At 41.9% G+C, this 14,926-nt stretch carries 15 protein-coding genes; 3 read left to right on the forward strand and 12 right to left on the reverse strand.

The genetic code is table 11. The features are described 5' to 3' along the window. Positions 1–94: 94 nt before the first annotated feature. The gene (locus QM629_RS11490; RefSeq protein ID WP_415160015.1) at positions 95–256 is read right to left on the reverse strand and encodes an enoyl-CoA hydratase/isomerase family protein; all 162 of its coding nucleotides are present in this window, start codon (positions 254–256) and stop codon (positions 95–97) included. Continuing rightward, the gene (locus QM629_RS11495) at positions 253–564 is read right to left on the reverse strand and encodes a hypothetical protein (protein ID WP_415160016.1); all 312 of its coding nucleotides are present in this window, start codon (positions 562–564) and stop codon (positions 253–255) included. The genes QM629_RS11490 and QM629_RS11495 overlap by 4 nt, the downstream gene beginning before the upstream one ends. 443 nt (positions 565–1,007) lie before the next feature. Between QM629_RS11495 and QM629_RS11500 the strand changes: the two genes are divergently transcribed. Beyond that, entirely contained in the window at positions 1,008–3,986 is a 2,979-nt protein-coding gene (locus QM629_RS11500) for a SusC/RagA family TonB-linked outer membrane protein (protein WP_415160017.1), read from the forward strand. 20 nt (positions 3,987–4,006) lie between these two features. After that, complete coding sequence (locus QM629_RS11505) at positions 4,007–5,521, forward strand: RagB/SusD family nutrient uptake outer membrane protein (protein WP_415160018.1); 1,515 nt, start codon at positions 4,007–4,009, stop codon at positions 5,519–5,521. 188 nt (positions 5,522–5,709) lie between these two features. On the opposite strand, the gene QM629_RS11510 is transcribed toward QM629_RS11505, so the two are convergent. The 7 genes from QM629_RS11510 to QM629_RS11540 all read right to left on the reverse strand — a co-directional run bounded on the left by QM629_RS11510 (position 5,710) and on the right by QM629_RS11540 (position 12,176). Further along, a complete protein-coding gene (locus QM629_RS11510; protein ID WP_415160019.1) occupies positions 5,710–6,714 on the reverse strand; it encodes an LLM class flavin-dependent oxidoreductase in 1,005 nt (334 codons plus the stop codon). A gap of 232 nt (positions 6,715–6,946) precedes the next feature. Then, positions 6,947–7,651, reverse strand: a complete 705-nt coding sequence (locus QM629_RS11515; RefSeq protein ID WP_415160020.1) for a hypothetical protein — start codon at positions 7,649–7,651, stop codon at positions 6,947–6,949. Continuing rightward, positions 7,648–8,034 (reverse strand): hypothetical protein, encoded by a 387-nt coding sequence (locus QM629_RS11520; RefSeq protein WP_415160021.1) that lies wholly within the window; start codon positions 8,032–8,034, stop codon positions 7,648–7,650. The genes QM629_RS11515 and QM629_RS11520 overlap by 4 nt, the downstream gene beginning before the upstream one ends. Before the next feature lie 96 nt (positions 8,035–8,130). Next, complete coding sequence (locus tag QM629_RS11525; protein WP_415160022.1) at positions 8,131–8,820, reverse strand: LytR/AlgR family response regulator transcription factor; 690 nt, start codon at positions 8,818–8,820, stop codon at positions 8,131–8,133. Further along, positions 8,817–9,962, reverse strand: coding sequence for a sensor histidine kinase (locus tag QM629_RS11530; RefSeq protein WP_415160023.1), 1,146 nt, complete (start codon positions 9,960–9,962; stop codon positions 8,817–8,819). The genes QM629_RS11525 and QM629_RS11530 overlap by 4 nt, the downstream gene beginning before the upstream one ends. A gap of 109 nt (positions 9,963–10,071) precedes the next feature. Beyond that, complete coding sequence (locus QM629_RS11535) at positions 10,072–11,196, reverse strand: serine hydrolase domain-containing protein (RefSeq protein ID WP_415160024.1); 1,125 nt, start codon at positions 11,194–11,196, stop codon at positions 10,072–10,074. Between the two features lie 20 nt (positions 11,197–11,216). Further along, on the reverse strand, positions 11,217–12,176 hold the full coding sequence (locus QM629_RS11540) for an aldo/keto reductase (protein ID WP_415160025.1): 960 nt from the start codon (positions 12,174–12,176) through the stop codon (positions 11,217–11,219). A 494-nt stretch (positions 12,177–12,670) separates the two neighbouring features. Between QM629_RS11540 and QM629_RS11545 the strand changes: the two genes are divergently transcribed. After that, positions 12,671–13,321, forward strand: a complete 651-nt coding sequence (locus tag QM629_RS11545) for a M15 family metallopeptidase (RefSeq protein ID WP_415160026.1) — start codon at positions 12,671–12,673, stop codon at positions 13,319–13,321. A gap of 106 nt (positions 13,322–13,427) precedes the next feature. On the opposite strand, the gene coaE is transcribed toward QM629_RS11545, so the two are convergent. The 3 genes from coaE to QM629_RS11560 all read right to left on the reverse strand — a co-directional run bounded on the left by coaE (position 13,428) and on the right by QM629_RS11560 (position 14,919). Further along, the gene (gene coaE, locus QM629_RS11550) at positions 13,428–14,015 is read right to left on the reverse strand and encodes a dephospho-CoA kinase (protein WP_415160027.1); all 588 of its coding nucleotides are present in this window, start codon (positions 14,013–14,015) and stop codon (positions 13,428–13,430) included. Between the two features lie 73 nt (positions 14,016–14,088). Then, on the reverse strand, positions 14,089–14,427 hold the full coding sequence (gene yajC, locus QM629_RS11555) for a preprotein translocase subunit YajC (protein ID WP_415160028.1): 339 nt from the start codon (positions 14,425–14,427) through the stop codon (positions 14,089–14,091). 36 nt (positions 14,428–14,463) lie between these two features. Further along, positions 14,464–14,919 (reverse strand): DUF1573 domain-containing protein, encoded by a 456-nt coding sequence (locus QM629_RS11560; protein WP_415160029.1) that lies wholly within the window; start codon positions 14,917–14,919, stop codon positions 14,464–14,466. Between the last annotated feature and the right edge of the window lie 7 nt (positions 14,920–14,926).

Consider the following 14,926-nt stretch of genomic DNA (forward strand, 5'->3'; position numbering starts at 1 on the left):
CCTTCGCGGGAATGACGTGCAGGAATGTGAGATCATCTTACAATCCTATAAAGCAAGTACAAATTGCCAAATGCATAAATTTATCCGGTGTTTACTATAAATAAACACACCGCACCTTTTTCCATGCATGGCATGCATCTAATTTGTCCTGCAGCCGCAAAGCCATTTCACGGTTAAAGGAATTTAATTTTTCAGGACGGTTAAGTGTAATAAAAGCAATATTGTTTTTTATTTCAAATAAGATTGACGGCATCATGCAACTATAATTTGATAAGCAAATGAGCAGGAAATACAGTGCGAATTAATGACATTTAAAGTAATCGAAGGTTTCAAGGCAGTGGCGCCAAAGCTGTTAAGTAGTTGGGTATGATAAGAATTGCAGCGCGGGCATTGAACGGCTTCTTTCTGCTGAAAAGCTTCCAGTGTGCAAACCTGTTGTTTAATATTGGGCGGTGCCATGCCGTAAGCTTTTAATTTCTGCTTTCCCGCTTCCGTCATCCAATCGGTTGTCCGGGGCGGCGATAAAATGGTTTTGATTTTAATATTATCAAGGTCTTGTTCCAATAGCGCAAGCCTGATGTTTATTTTAATCACATCTATTGCCGGGCTGCCGGTGAGCAAGTCTTTTAAAATCGAAACCTTTCATAGCATAATCATGCTTTATTTTTTATCAAATTGTTATGTTATGAATTTTATAAATTATTTGCAGCGTAATAGTTACACATTTTGTCTTTAAGAGCGATGCAGGATTTTATACTGTATCTCTATAAAAACGCCTTTAACTCAAAAACTTTTTTATTGATGCGATTGCTTTACACAATAATTCAAATAAAATTTAAGAAACAATAGGGAAGAGGAGTAACGATTTTCCTTTTGCGTTAAAAGAATACGATTGATTTAGTCATAATTTTTCAAATACTATAAATATGAGGATTTGTATTAAACACAGGTTTTTGGCCTTGAGAATGTTATTTATAACGGTTGCACTCATTGCCTTACAAAACACAGTGAACGCTCAAACACAGGTTACGGGAACAGTAACCGACTCTGCCGGAAAGCCCTTATCAGGCGTATCGGTTCAGAAAAAGAATACCAAAACAGGCGCTACCACAAATGACCAGGGTGTTTATCAACTAAACGCTTCTCCGGCTGATGTGCTTGTTTTTTCCCATGTAGGCTACCAGGACCAGGAAATAACCGTTGGCAGTCAAACTACAATAAATGTATCTATGAATATCGCCTCTGCGCAATTAACCGATGTGGTGGTGGTGGGATATGGTACGCAGCGGAAGATAGATGTAACCGGTTCAGTTACTCAAATTAACGGAAATGAAATATCTAAACAGGGCGTAGTAAACCCGCTGAGTGGTTTGCAGGGTAAGGTGGCGGGTGTGCAGATTACCAATACCGGAACACCGGGGTCATCCCCCCAAATTACCATACGGGGCCTGGGCGGTTACTCCTCTACAACAGCGCCGCTGTATGTTGTGGACGGCGTTTGGTTTAGCGATATTAGTTTTCTCAATCCCAACGATATAGAAACCATGAGCATATTAAAAGATGCTTCCAGTGAATCTATTTATGGGGTAAGGGGCGCAAATGGTGTGGTATTAATTACCACCAAAAAAGGCGCATCCGGCAAGGTTGCTATAAATTATAATGGCTCAGTGGGTGCGCAAATAGCCTCTAATATTCCCAAAATGGCAAATGGATATGAGTATGCTGTAATGTTTAACGAACTGACACGTTTAACAGGGGGCACAGATGTATTGGATTCTTCCCAGTTTGGGGAAGGTACCGATTGGTTTGACGTGGCTTTGCGGCCTGCTTTAATGACTAATCACCAGATATCTGTTAATGGCGGAGCTGAAAAATCAACTTATAACCTGTCCTTAGGCTATTTAAACCAGCAAGGCATTTTAAAAACCAATACCTATGACCGATATACCGCTAATTTCAGGAATGATGTAAAAATATCAAACCATATAAAAGTGGGATATAATGTTATTGGCAATTACAGCAAATCTTTTGATCCGCCAGGTTCTATCTGGCGCCAGTTATATACAGCGCCGCCTATTCTTTCCCCAAAAAATGCTGACGGGAGTTATGGCGATCCGGCCACCTATGGCCTGGGGTCTGCCATATCCAATCCACAGGTTACGCTGGATTACAATCATGCTACAACGCAGGAATATCATTTAAATGGCAATGCCTATATAGACATCAATTTTGCAAAATATTTTACCTGGCACAGCAGTATTGGAGGCATATATGAGAATGCAGAGGAGCAGAGCTTTACGCCGGTATATGATGCCACTTCTACCCAATACAGCTCCACCTATACTTTATCGGAAACGAGAACTTCTGTAAAGAACTGGATTATTGAAAACACGCTAACATATAATAAGACATTTGGCGAGCACAGGATTACTGCACTGGCAGGACAGACGGCTTATCGTAATTTCGCCAGGCAGGCAGTGGCTACAACTACCGACGGAACTTTATCTGATGACCCTTCTACATGGTATTTCAGTTCTTCCAATTCTTCAACGTATTACAATATAATAAGCTCAGATGGCGTGCAAACATATCCGGCATTGGAGAAAGTAAGCTCTTACTTTGGCCGGTTGACGTATTCATTCAGCAACCGCTATACATTTACCGGTACATTAAGGTCTGACGCAAGCAGCAAGTTTACATCTAATTTCGGAAGAGCATTCTTGCCTTCTTTTGGTGTTGCCTGGATTCTTTCCAATGAAAGTTTTATGCGCAATCAGAAAGTGTTTGATGCTTTGAAACTGAAAGCAAGCTGGGGTGCTGTTGGCAATAGTGGCGTTCCAACCTATGTTGCTACCCAAACCACTACGAGCAGCAGTATTATATATGGAGGCACGGGAGATATATCCACAGGTGAAAGTATTGCAACCCTGGAGCCTAACCCATTAAAGTGGGAAAAGACAATAGGCACTGATATTGGCTTAGAAGCGGCTTTGCTGGCCAACCGCCTGAGCGTAGATATTGACCTTTACAATAAACTAACCAAAGACTTTGTTTTTCCTGTAGCCGTTTTGGCATCATCCGGCACAACCACTTCCACTATACTGGAAAATGTGGGAGACATGCGCAACAGGGGCATAGAGATTGGTGTAAACTGGCATGATAAAATTAATGATGACTGGTCTTATAGCATAGGTGGCAATTTCTCTTCCAACAGCAATATCTTCTTAAAGAGCGATGTATTAGGCTCTACCCTGTATTCCGGAGGAAGCGCTTCCACCGGCGGTGAATATGGTACCGTTACCAAAGTGGGGCAGCCCGTTGGCGTGTTTTATGGTTATAAAGTAATTGGCATATTCCAGAATCAGTCTGAAATTGATTCTTATGCTGATGCTGACGGCAACCTGTATCAGCCCGACGCCCAGCCAGGAGATTTCAAATATGAAAGCACAACCAAAAGCGGCCCGCTTTCCGGCAACGACAGGCAGGCAATCGGCAATCCAAACCCGAAATACTTTTATGGGATTAATACCAGTGTAAGCTATAAATCATTCGATCTGTCCTTAGACTTTAACGGCGTAGCTGATGCAGATGTGTATAATGCAAATAAAGGTTTGCGATATGGTAATGAAAACTGGACAAAAGCGTTTTATGAAAACCGCTGGCATGGAGAAGGTACTTCTACCACCAACCCTTCCGTAAATGTGGGGGGTAATGAGAATTATTATACAAACTCCTGGTATGTAGAAAGCGGCAGTTATTTCAGAATTAGGAATATCCAGCTGGGTTATACGTTGCCGCAAAACACTTTGCAGAAAATAGGTATTCAAAATTTCAGGTGCTATTTCAACGCCCAAAACCCTGTTATTTTCACTAAATATACCGGGTTCACTCCTGAAGTTACCGGCAATCCGGGCTCCCGGGGCATTGATAATAATGTGTACCCCCTGGCCGCCATATATATAATCGGCGTGAACCTTACATTTTAATGATTAATAAACAATGAATTATGTTACAACAAAATAAAATTAAACAAAGCTATAAACAACGCCTTTTGGTTCAGGCTGTCTGCATCATTGCTATTGCCCTCCTGGGCATGTCATCCTGCTCTAAAAGCTTTACAGACGCATCTGCAAACCTGGAAGGACAGCCTGCTGCAAGTACTTTTTGGCAATCAGCTTCCGATGCAGAAAGCGCTGTTAACTCCATTTATGCCAACCTTCGCAGCTGGGGAAATGTAGCTTTCCCTGCAATAGCCATTGAAGAAACGGGATCGGATGATGCTGAAAAAGGAAGCGTAACCAGTGATGCTACTTATTTTAACCAATATAATAGCTTTACTGTTACAGCCAGCCAAAGCCAGTTAGATGGGTTTTGGACAGCCCAATACCAGAATATTAATTATTGCAACCAGGTATTAGATCATGTAGATACCATGAGCACGGTGAGTGATGATGATAAAGTGCGATACCTGGCAGAAGCAAGGTTTGTAAGGGCCTGGTCGTACTTCAGGCTTGTAAGAGCCTTTGGGCGCGTTCCCCTGGTATTGCATGTTCCAACCACGGCAGAAGAATTAAACCCTTCCCAAAACGAATCTTCTGAAATATATGATTCTGTGGAAAATGACCTGACTATTGCGGCAGCGGGGCTTCCTACTGAAGTCTCTACATCTGAACTAGGACGGGCCACTAAATATGCCGCCCTTGCATTGCATGCAAAAGTGTCTATGTACAGGGAAAATTGGGAAGATGTGTTAACTTATACCAATGAGGTTATACAATCTGGTAAATACAGCCTGTTTTCCAATTTTTACCAATTATTCCGTATTGCCAATGAAAATAATTCTGAATCAATTTTTGAGATACAGTGCGATTATGTAAGTGGCGATGATGATATCAGCGATTGCCAGTATTCGCAAGTGCAGGGAAACCGGGATGCAAGCGCAGGCTGGGGATTTAATGTTCCTACTTCTAACTTAGACAGTGCATTTGAAACAGATGATCCCCGCAGGGAATATACTATAATGACTGCCGGTTCCACCACCCCGAGCGGAGATGAAGTGCCTGCTGCCACTGCAGGCGCCCCTACCAGGTATAATATGAAATCCTATGTGCCATTTACGGTGGCCCAGGCAACCAATTCAGGGGCAGGCCAGAATATAAGGGTTATTCGTTATGCAGAAGTGCTTTTAATGAATGCAGAAGCTAACAATGAATTGGGCAATACGGCTGATGCCTTAGCTTCTTTGGAGTTAATCCGCGCCAGGGCAAGGGGCAGCAATAGTTCTATATTGCCTGAAGTTACAACTACTGACCAAACGACTTTACAAACTGCTATTTGGAACGAACGCCGGGTTGAATTAGCTATGGAGGGAGACCGCTATTTCGATGTTATTCGTCAGGGCCGTGGTTCTACCATTTTTGGCTCATTGGGTTGGGAAGCTAATAAAAATGAAGTGTGGCCAATTCCTCAAACAGAAATTGATAACAGCGGAGGCGTTTTAATACAAAATACAGGTTATTGAGCATTTCAGTAATTTTAATTAGTGTGAAAGGCCAAAACTGTCTGTGCAGTGATATACCGGCAAAAAGCAATACATATTGCCACTGAAATGCTTAACCGGGTTCGCATCTTTGCGAGTCCGGTTTTTAATTTTTATGATGTTTGCAGAAGATCGTCATTCTTTCAGTTCAGCAATACGTTTCATGACGCTTAAAATTCTCTTCGCATCACTTCGCTCATTAATTTATAGGAATGCATTTTTGCATCAAAATCATACATGTGCGCATTGAACATGAGCTCATCAACGCCGGTTTGGGCAACAAAGGCTTGTATATTTTTCTGAATGGTTGAGGCACTGCCAATGAACGAGCCGGCAAGCATTTGCAGCACCTGTGTTTTTTCAGCCTCGTTCCATAAATCAGCCATGTTTTTTACAGGCGGTTGCAGCAGTTGCCGTTTATTGCGAATGATGCCGAGAAAAGCCTGGTAAGCCGATGTGGCGAGGTAATTTGCTTCTTCATCTGTATCAGCCGCAATGGTATTTACACAAGCCATGATATAAGGCTGGCTGGCTTGTTCCGAAGGCCTGAATTCATTTTTGTAAATACCAAAAGCCGTTTGCATTTGTGCCGGTGCAAAATGGCCCGCAAATGCATAAGGCATTCCAAAATAAGCCGCCAGGTGTGCGCTGTCTGTGCTTGAGCCTAATATCCATATTGGCATATCAACGTCTTCGCCGGGAATGGCCCGTACTTTGGCGGTGCTGTTTTCTTTGGAGAAATAGGTCTTTAATTCTATTACCTGCTGCGGAAAGTCTTCTGCCCCAAGGTTTGAATTACGGCGGATAACCATTGCGGTCAGTTGGTCTGTGCCCGGCGCACGTCCTATGCCCAGGTCAATCCTGCCGGGATAAAGGCAGCCCAGTGTGCCAAACTGTTCCGCTATGATTAGAGATGAATGATTGGGCAGCATAATACCGCCTGACCCTACGCGAATGGTTTTTGTGCCGCCTGCTATATAACCGATCAGCACCGATGTGGCAGCGCTGGCTATGCCCGCAATGTTGTGGTGTTCGGCCAGCCAGTAACGTGTGTATCCCAAATTCTCGGCATATTGTGCCAGCTTAAGGCTCTTCTTAAAACTATATTCCGGCGTTGAGCCTTCCGTTACGGCGGCAAGGTCAAGTACGGAGCAGGCTATTTGTTTTTTGCTCATCAATGGCAAAAATACTATTGCCGTTGCATGAAGCGCTTATATTTCATGTTGTAAAAATGTGCAGCGCTTTAAAATAAACCACGCAGATAAACAGGGTTCATCAGTTATGCAGGAAAACATAGAAACACGTAAGTTGAAGCGTAACTCACATAACCATATTTTCTATAGCCTGCTAACCTACAGTAACAATAAGTATGAAAATTGATATCAGGAAGCTGTTTGCATGATTGGGCTATACGGCGCCGGGCATATCTATCATTAATATAACAGCATTGCCTGAAAGCGCTTTGATATCCACTTTATCCACATTCCATAAAGCCAGCGCGTCCCTTGATTCCAATGGCCTGCACTGCACTTCAAAAGCGCCTTCAATCACAAATGCAAAAACCATGTTGCCCGGTTGAAAAACCTTGTGCAAAGCTTTTTGGCAGCCATCAAATTTGCCAATAAAAAAATTTACGGCCTGCCGGTTATGGTTATAACCCACAAATAACCGCAGCAATTTGTTTTTATTGGCTTCGCGCTCAAAGGAAAAACAGGCGGTGCTGATGATAGTGTTTAAGCTGCCGGGCTTCAGCCATATACGCAGAAAGTTTACAAACACATCATCGTAAGGGTTGAATATTTTAACCTGCGCATGTTGTTTTACAGAGAAATACTGCATTTTACCGCCTTCTATAACGGCATTGCTGCCACAACTGTCATTGTAAATAATTGTTCCCGTTATTGGCAGGATAATGAGATCGGCATCCCGTTCGGCAGTAAAGCTTAATGTTCTTTTGGAAGAAAGCACATCATCCTGCACATTATAAAAATTACCGAACAATGAATTGTTGTAAGCGGCCTGCTTAAACAGGGCGCAGCTCTTCATCCATCCGGTGGTTACAATGCTGCGGTCTTTTGCAGGAAATATTCTGGCTGCGTTTTGCTGTATCATGCCGAAACAGTTATAGAGTGAGCAGGTACACCGCCTTCCGCCATTGCCAGTGAGGTTGAGAAAAAGTTGCCGCAGGCTGTGTTTGTGCGCTGTACGCCCCTGGTATAATATGTGGCTGCGGCAGTATAGACTGTATTGCAAACATCAGGTGAAAAAGCAACCCTGGCCGACAGGAGGGATTCGCCACCGGCGCCGAAAATATGCAGCTGAAGGTGCCGGGCCCTGCGGGTGCACCCGCAGGAAAATACAGGTGTGGGCGCTATTGGCCCGTTTGCGCTTATGGCGCCGGTACCTTCTTTTGAACAGGATTTTATGATGGGTGCAATGCTGGTGAAATGTAGGGTTGCGGTAACCCCTTTCTTTAAAAGATCTTTTCTTTTCATAAGTATTTTTAAATGAGGATAGGCCTCAAATATTATTATTAAAGCTGCTCTGGTGAAATATTTGAGGTAAACGGAAAGAATTCAGAGGTTATTACCTCACCGGTTAAAGCGTTTAAAAAAATCATCTTCGTAACTGCTGCTTATAGGTATTTCAACGCCATTGACCGTTATATTTTTATTGCGTACTGTTTGAATATAATTAAGGGATATAATATAAGAGCGGTGCACACGTATGAATTGCGCAGCGGGCAGTTTTTCGAGCATTGCCTTCATGGTTAACCTGGTTACAAGCGGCTTTTGGTTTAACTGGTGTATTTTTAAATAATCGTCGCGCCCTTCAATAAAAACAATATCCTGCATGTTAATTTTTACAAGGCTGTAGTCGGCCCTTATAAAAATATGTTGTTCGTCCTGCTTCTGGGCATGCAGGTAATTGTAATAATCCTGCGCTTTATTAACGGCCTGCATAAAGCGATCGAATGTAAAAGGCTTTAAAAGATAATCAACCGCGTTCAGGTTAAAACCTTCCACTGCATATTCGCTGTACGCTGTTGTAAATATCGCCATTGCATTTTTATTGGTTGCTTTATACAGGTCAATGCCCGACAGGGAAGGCATATTAATATCAAGAAATAAAAGATCAGCCGGAAACTGCTGCAGGTACTTTAACGCTTCGTGTGGCTTATTAAAAGTTTTTTGCAGGCAGATGAAATTCGTTTGGCCGCAAAAGTTTTCCAGCACTTTCAGCGCCGGTAATTCATCATCTATGGCAATGGCTGATATCATTCTAAATTCAAAGTAAGTGAAATATAAAATATATCGCCGTCTTTAACTACAAGTTCGTGCTTGCCGGGATATAAAAGCCCTAACCGGTTTCTGGTGTTTGCAATGCCAAGCCCGGTACGTTCTTCAATGGGCTTTGCAATCTTTACTTTATTGTTTTCAACAATTAATTGCAGTGTGCTTTCTTCAATATAAATATGGATATTGATCACGGAAACTTCTTCTGCATTCACACCGTATTTAAAAGCGTTTTCAATAAAAGGGATCAGGATAATCGGCGCGATCATTTTGCCCGATGCATTTCCTTCTACTTTAAAATCAAGGTGGATGGAATCGCCGAAGCGCATTCTTTGCAATTCGATATAATTGTTGATATAATTCACTTCCTGTTCAAGCAGTACAAAGTCTTTGCCTGAATCGTTAATTACATAACGCATCATGGCCGAAAGCTTTACCACCGCTGTCGCCGTGGCCTGCGATCTTTCAATGGCAAGTGAATAAATGGTATTAAGCGTATTAAATAAAAAATGCGGGTTTATCTGCGCTTTTAAATACCTGAGCTCAGCCTGGAGTTTTTCTTTCTGAGATTGTTTCAGGCGGTTGTTGATAGTTAATATAAGCGAGAAGAAAACAATGGCAATGAAGATGAAAAAATAGTGCAAAACGCCAAGGAGATAATTATTAAGCTCCCCTGGCGGCGGCATTCTGCGCATGTTTCGGGAAGACGGTCTTCTCAGCGAGCCCTGCGGCCCTCTTAACGAAGAATCCCGTGGCGCCGGGGGCCTGCTGTTTTGACTGCCATTGGCAGGCGGTGGCGGCATGTCCCTGAAACTTTCTTCCATAACTCTGTTGTTCTGAGGTATGAGAACAGATGGCGCAAATGAAATAAGCAGGAAACATATAAAGCCAATGCTGAAAAAAACAAAATACTTTTTTGCTACATATAACCTGGGTATGAGCACGAAGAAGTTCAGGTAAAAAAAAGAGACCATTAATGCATAGGCAATAAGGTCTCTTTGAGTAGGCCTGTTGCTAAAAATATTTAGAGAACGTGGAAAATCCGGTGTAAGAAAAACAGGTATCGCTAAGAAAACTATACAACCAATTACATGTATAATAACCGTTAGTGATCTCTTGTTCACCATTTCTTTTTCAAATTAAAATCATAAAAGAGTAAGTTAGGAATATAATGAGGTAAAAATCAAAAATGATGCGGCGAAAATCGGGATTGTCGGGGCAATGAATACGCCTTCATCAGGAAGTAAGCACTTCTATTGGCGTAAAGTTTTTTAACGTTGGAAATTGCAGGTGCACGATTTGCTGAACGATTTTTTCAACATCCACATCGTTGCGGTTAGCAAAAATTACAATAAGATAACTGAAAGCGGGTATGCTGAAACAATACGTTCTGAAACCGCCGTTATCACCACTATGATATACTTTGGGGTGGTCATCCTGCTCATCAATAAACCAGCCGAAGCCATAACCTGTTTTTTTGTTCTTATCTATTATAAACGCAAGGCTGCGTGCTTTATCAACAATCTTCCTGTTAAACACTTTGCCTCCCTGCAGTGCAGTAAACCATTGTATATAATCGTTAACCGAAGCATATATGCCGCCATCGCCTTCGGTTGAAAAGAATATATGCTCATTGGCGCCGGAGCGTATTAAATTATTAAGGCTGTCGCGTTCATAAGCGGTTACTTCGTTGAATATTGTTGCGGTTTCATTCCATATCACTGTATGCTTCATGCCCGCAGGTTTAAATACGTGTTCAGCCATATAATCATTATAGGTTTCACCGCTTAATTTTTCTATGATTAAAGCCAGCAAACAATACGCCGTATTACTGTAACGGAATTTTGTGCCTGGCGTAAAATAGGTGCTGTCAGCATGCTTAACAGCAGTATAAACATCCATATTATGCGCATGCTGCATGCCTGCTGTGTTGGTATAACTATAATGATCGGGAATGCCTGAAGTGTGTGTGAGCAGTTGTTTTACCGTAATGGCATCTGCCAGCTTTTTGTTCATGGCAGGAAAGAACCTGCTTAGCTTATCATTTAATGAAAGCAGATGTTTTTGTTCAAGCTGCAGTATTGCTATTGCTGTAAATTGTTTGGTTAAGGAACAGATATTGAAATTGGATGAATCGGTAAGCTGATTGCCGGTATTTATATTACTTATGCCATAGCTTTTCTTATACACGGTTTTGCCATTTTGAACAATGCCGATTGAAATGCCTGGTAAGGAAGACGGATAAGTTTTGTGCAGAAGCGAATCTGTTTTTTGCTCATTCAGCTTAAATGCCGGCTGCTGCGCAGTTAATGCTACAGAAAAACAGGCAAAAACAATTACGGTAAATATTTTTATATACATACAGAAATATAAAATCCATGTTAATGTAAGATTGCTTCAATAGCAGAAAGTTCTTCGTCAGTAAACTTTAGGTTGTTTAATGCAGCAAGATTATTATCTAATTGTTCCGCCGAGCCTGCACCAATCAGCACGCTCGTAACCCGCTTGTCTTTTAGCACCCACGCTAATGACATTTGCGCCAATGACTGATTTCGTTTCTGGGCGATTTCATTTAGTTTTTTAATATAATAACCTGTTGTGCCGGCAGGGCGCAAACCTTCAGTAATGCCTTTTATATACATAGAAGCGGTGCGCATACTTTGCTCAAGCGGTGCAAATGCAATACAACCGATCCCATTATTATCCAATATATCCAGCAGGCCATCTTCTACCCAGCGTACAAACATGGAATATTTGGGCTGATGGATTAAGCAGGGCGTACCCAGGTTTTTTAATATGTCAATCGCCTGCCTTGATTGTTCCACATTGTAATTGCAAATGCCCGCATATAAAGCTTTGCCGCTTCTTACAATATAATCCAGCGCGATCATTGTTTCTTCCACAGGTGTATTTGGATCAGGGCGATGGGAATAAAATATATCAATATATTCAAGCCCCATTCTCTTTAAACTCTGATTGCAGCTTGTAATTAAATGCTTCCGCGAACCCCAATCACCGTAAGGGCCCTGCCACATAGTATAACCGGCTTTAGAAGAAATAAGCATTTCATCGCGATAGCTGCAGCCAAAATCCTGTCTTAATATCTTACCAAAATTTTCTTCTGCACTGCCGGAAACCGGTCCATAATTATTGGCAAGGTCAAAATGTGTTATACCTTTATCAAAAGCATGACGAATTATTTTTCTGCCATTTTCGAAATTATCTATAGATCCGAAATTCTGCCAAAGCCCTAATGAAATTGCCGGCAACAACACACCGCTATTGCCACAACGGTTATATTGCATTGCAGTATAACGTTCCTGCGAAGGGATATAACCCATGAGCTACTATTTTTTTAATAGAACAAAATTAAAGAAGCAGGTATTATAATTTACAAGTAACAAATTACTAACTTAAAAGGCTGTTTAATATGTATAACGAATACAATAAAGCGGAAGCAGATTTTAAAATGCTAAGCTATAATAGATTTATAACAAATCTCTTTTTATCTTTTATCAAAAAATCTTAACGAAAATTTTTGTCATGACGCTTGCATACACCGGCCAAAGATAACTGTTGAATAAAAAGGAAGCTTTCTTTTTTTGAAAGCATTATGTTTCCGGTTTTTTTGCATTAGGCGTAAAAAACTGGCTATAATCTGGGTTAGTAATTTTAATTCTACTATTTTCAGCCAGGCAAAATGCAATAAAAAGCAGCTAATTTCATAACAGTAATTAATAGTTTGTATGAAACCGAGCATGATAATTCTTTCCCACACAGGGGAATGTACATAGCGAGGTTCCATCCGACCATTGGAAAAACAAAACATTTACGGATGAAATATTTTTTTATAGCATTTATATATTTGATATCGTTTTCGGCTGAAAGCTGCCGCGTAAAACCACCGCAGGAAGCCGGCAGTTTCAAACCAACAGACCTGGTTGAGCTGGTTAAGCTGGATACTTCTGTTCATCTTGATATACGCTATGCCACCAGCAATAATTTTGTGGGCCGGCCGGTGTATAAAGAAGCAAGGGCTTTTTTGCAAAGGCCTGCTGCCGAAGCATTGGTACGGGTAAATGCTGCCTTAAAGCCCCTGGGCTACGGCCTTGTGGTATTTGATGGTTACAGGCCCTGGCACGTAACCAGGCTTTTTTGGGAAGTAACACCGGAAGACAAAAAGAAATTTGTAGCCAACCCGAAAAATGGTTCGAGGCATAACCGCGGCTGCGCTGTTGACCTGAGCCTGTACGACCTTAAAACCGGTAAAGAAATTGAAATGACAGGTAACTATGACGAGATGACGGAACGCTCCTATCCCAATTATACCGGAGGTACGGCTGAGCAAAGAAAGATGCGGGATTTGCTGCGCTCAAAAATGGAAGCGGAAGGCTTTACGGTATATGAATATGAATGGTGGCATTTTGATTATAAGGACTGGAAGGAATATCCCATTACCAACGTGCCGTTTTCGAAGATTCATTAGAAGCTTCTTCAAACTCCTGCGGTGAAGGGCTTTATTATTTATGTGCAGTTGATTCCCGCAGAATAAATTTATCGGTGTTGATTTGCGTAACCTGTGAGCACAATCCTCAGCCCGCCATTTCCAAAAACTTTTTGTGCAATGCCAGCACCTGCGGCAATACAGCAGTATGCTCATCGTTGATGATAACAAAATCGCAGAGCTTCATTTTAATGGTTTCATCAAGCTGGTTGTGCATGCGGGCCAGCACAGCTTCCCGCGTGGTATTATCTCTGTTCATTACTCTTTGCAGGCGTAAATGCTGCGGCGCATACACGCCGATTACATAATCGAGGCTGGCGGCAGCCGGCGATTCAAACATTAAGGCGGCTTCTTTAATTACGTAAGACGATGTTTGGGCATTCATCCACTCATCAGCCGCAGCAATGGTTACAGGATGAACAAGCGCATTCAGTTGCTCCAGCTTAAACTTGTCATTAAAAGCAATGCCGGCAATGTATTTCCTGTTCAGCTCATTGTTCATGTAAGCCGCCTGGCCAAATAAATTAATGATGCTTTGCTTTAAACCGGCATCTTCATTCATAATGGTTTTGGCAGCATCATCTGCATAAAAAACGGGAATACCCAATACGCTGAATATTTTAGAAACCGTTGTTTTGCCACTGCCCATTCCGCCGGTTAATCCTATTTTAAGCATGAAGATTTTTTTATGAAAATAAAAAATCCGGAATTGCTTTCAACTCCGGATTTAAAAAACAAATATCGGCGCCTTATTTTTTTTCTGCTTCCGCCACCGGTTTATTTACCTGGACCGTCCATTCCATGCTGATGGCAGATTTTTCAATCTTTATATAACTGCCGGGGCTGGTCTCAAGCTGCAGCGTGTTATCTTCATTCAGCTTGTTGATAGTGCCGTGAATGCCGGCTATGGTTACTATCTTATCTCCCTTCTGAAGGTTTTCTATAAATTTTTTCTGCTCCTTTGCCTTTTTAGCCTGCGGGCGTATCATAAACAACCAGAACACCAGGATGATGGCGCCCATCATAATTAAAGAAAAACTCGAGTTAGGCTGACCATCGGGTGAAGCCATTAAAAAAACAGTAAGCATTTGTGTCATTTTCGAAGTATTAATTAAGATTTTAAATTATTTAGCTGTTGCAGAATCTGCCAGCACCGTGCCGGAAAACAGGAGCGACCTATGTCCTTCGCCGGCTGCCGTATTGGTGGTTACGAAGATAGATTTATGTACATCGCCTGCATGGCTTTTTTTGGTATCGAACTGTGCATCCACCCTGCCTTCCCTGCCGGGGGCAACAGGCTCTTTTGTATAATCGGCCACGGTGCAGCCGCAGCTTGGGCGCACATCAATTAAATACAAAGGCTTATCGCCTGTGTTTTTACAACGGAAGGTGATGTTCACCACATCACCCATTTTTTTTGCGCCGAAATTATAAGCTGTATCCAGCCATTGAACGGTGGTGAATTTTGCAGAATCTTTTCTCAAAGCCTCCAGGTTCCGGGGGCTTTCGCTATCATCACCAGCGTTATTGCAGGATGCAATGGCAAAGACAGCTATAATAAGAAAAAATAAATATTTCATATTAAGT

This window comes from Parafilimonas sp., from assembly GCF_047606085.1.
Classification (GTDB): domain Bacteria; phylum Bacteroidota; class Bacteroidia; order Chitinophagales; family Chitinophagaceae; genus Parafilimonas.

What these genes read in the sequence shown, in the direction of transcription:
- QM629_RS11490 (WP_415160015.1), bottom strand. Translation starts at nt 256, where the DNA reads ATGATGCCGTCAATCTTATTTGAAATAAAAAACAATATTGCTTTTATT.
- QM629_RS11505 (WP_415160018.1), top strand. Translation starts at nt 4,007, where the DNA reads ATGTTACAACAAAATAAAATTAAACAAAGCTATAAACAACGCCTTTTG.
- QM629_RS11510 (WP_415160019.1), bottom strand. Translation starts at nt 6,714, where the DNA reads ATGAGCAAAAAACAAATAGCCTGCTCCGTACTTGACCTTGCCGCCGTA.
- QM629_RS11515 (WP_415160020.1), bottom strand. Translation starts at nt 7,651, where the DNA reads ATGATACAGCAAAACGCAGCCAGAATATTTCCTGCAAAAGACCGCAGC.
- QM629_RS11520 (WP_415160021.1), bottom strand. Translation starts at nt 8,034, where the DNA reads ATGAAAAGAAAAGATCTTTTAAAGAAAGGGGTTACCGCAACCCTACAT.
- QM629_RS11525 (WP_415160022.1), bottom strand. Translation starts at nt 8,820, where the DNA reads ATGATATCAGCCATTGCCATAGATGATGAATTACCGGCGCTGAAAGTG.
- QM629_RS11530 (WP_415160023.1), bottom strand. Translation starts at nt 9,962, where the DNA reads ATGGTGAACAAGAGATCACTAACGGTTATTATACATGTAATTGGTTGT.
- QM629_RS11535 (WP_415160024.1), bottom strand. Translation starts at nt 11,196, where the DNA reads ATGTATATAAAAATATTTACCGTAATTGTTTTTGCCTGTTTTTCTGTA.
- QM629_RS11540 (WP_415160025.1), bottom strand. Translation starts at nt 12,176, where the DNA reads ATGGGTTATATCCCTTCGCAGGAACGTTATACTGCAATGCAATATAAC.
- QM629_RS11545 (WP_415160026.1), top strand. Translation starts at nt 12,671, where the DNA reads ATGAAATATTTTTTTATAGCATTTATATATTTGATATCGTTTTCGGCT.
- coaE (WP_415160027.1), bottom strand. Translation starts at nt 14,015, where the DNA reads ATGCTTAAAATAGGATTAACCGGCGGAATGGGCAGTGGCAAAACAACG.
- yajC (WP_415160028.1), bottom strand. Translation starts at nt 14,427, where the DNA reads ATGCTTACTGTTTTTTTAATGGCTTCACCCGATGGTCAGCCTAACTCG.
- QM629_RS11560 (WP_415160029.1), bottom strand. Translation starts at nt 14,919, where the DNA reads ATGAAATATTTATTTTTTCTTATTATAGCTGTCTTTGCCATTGCATCC.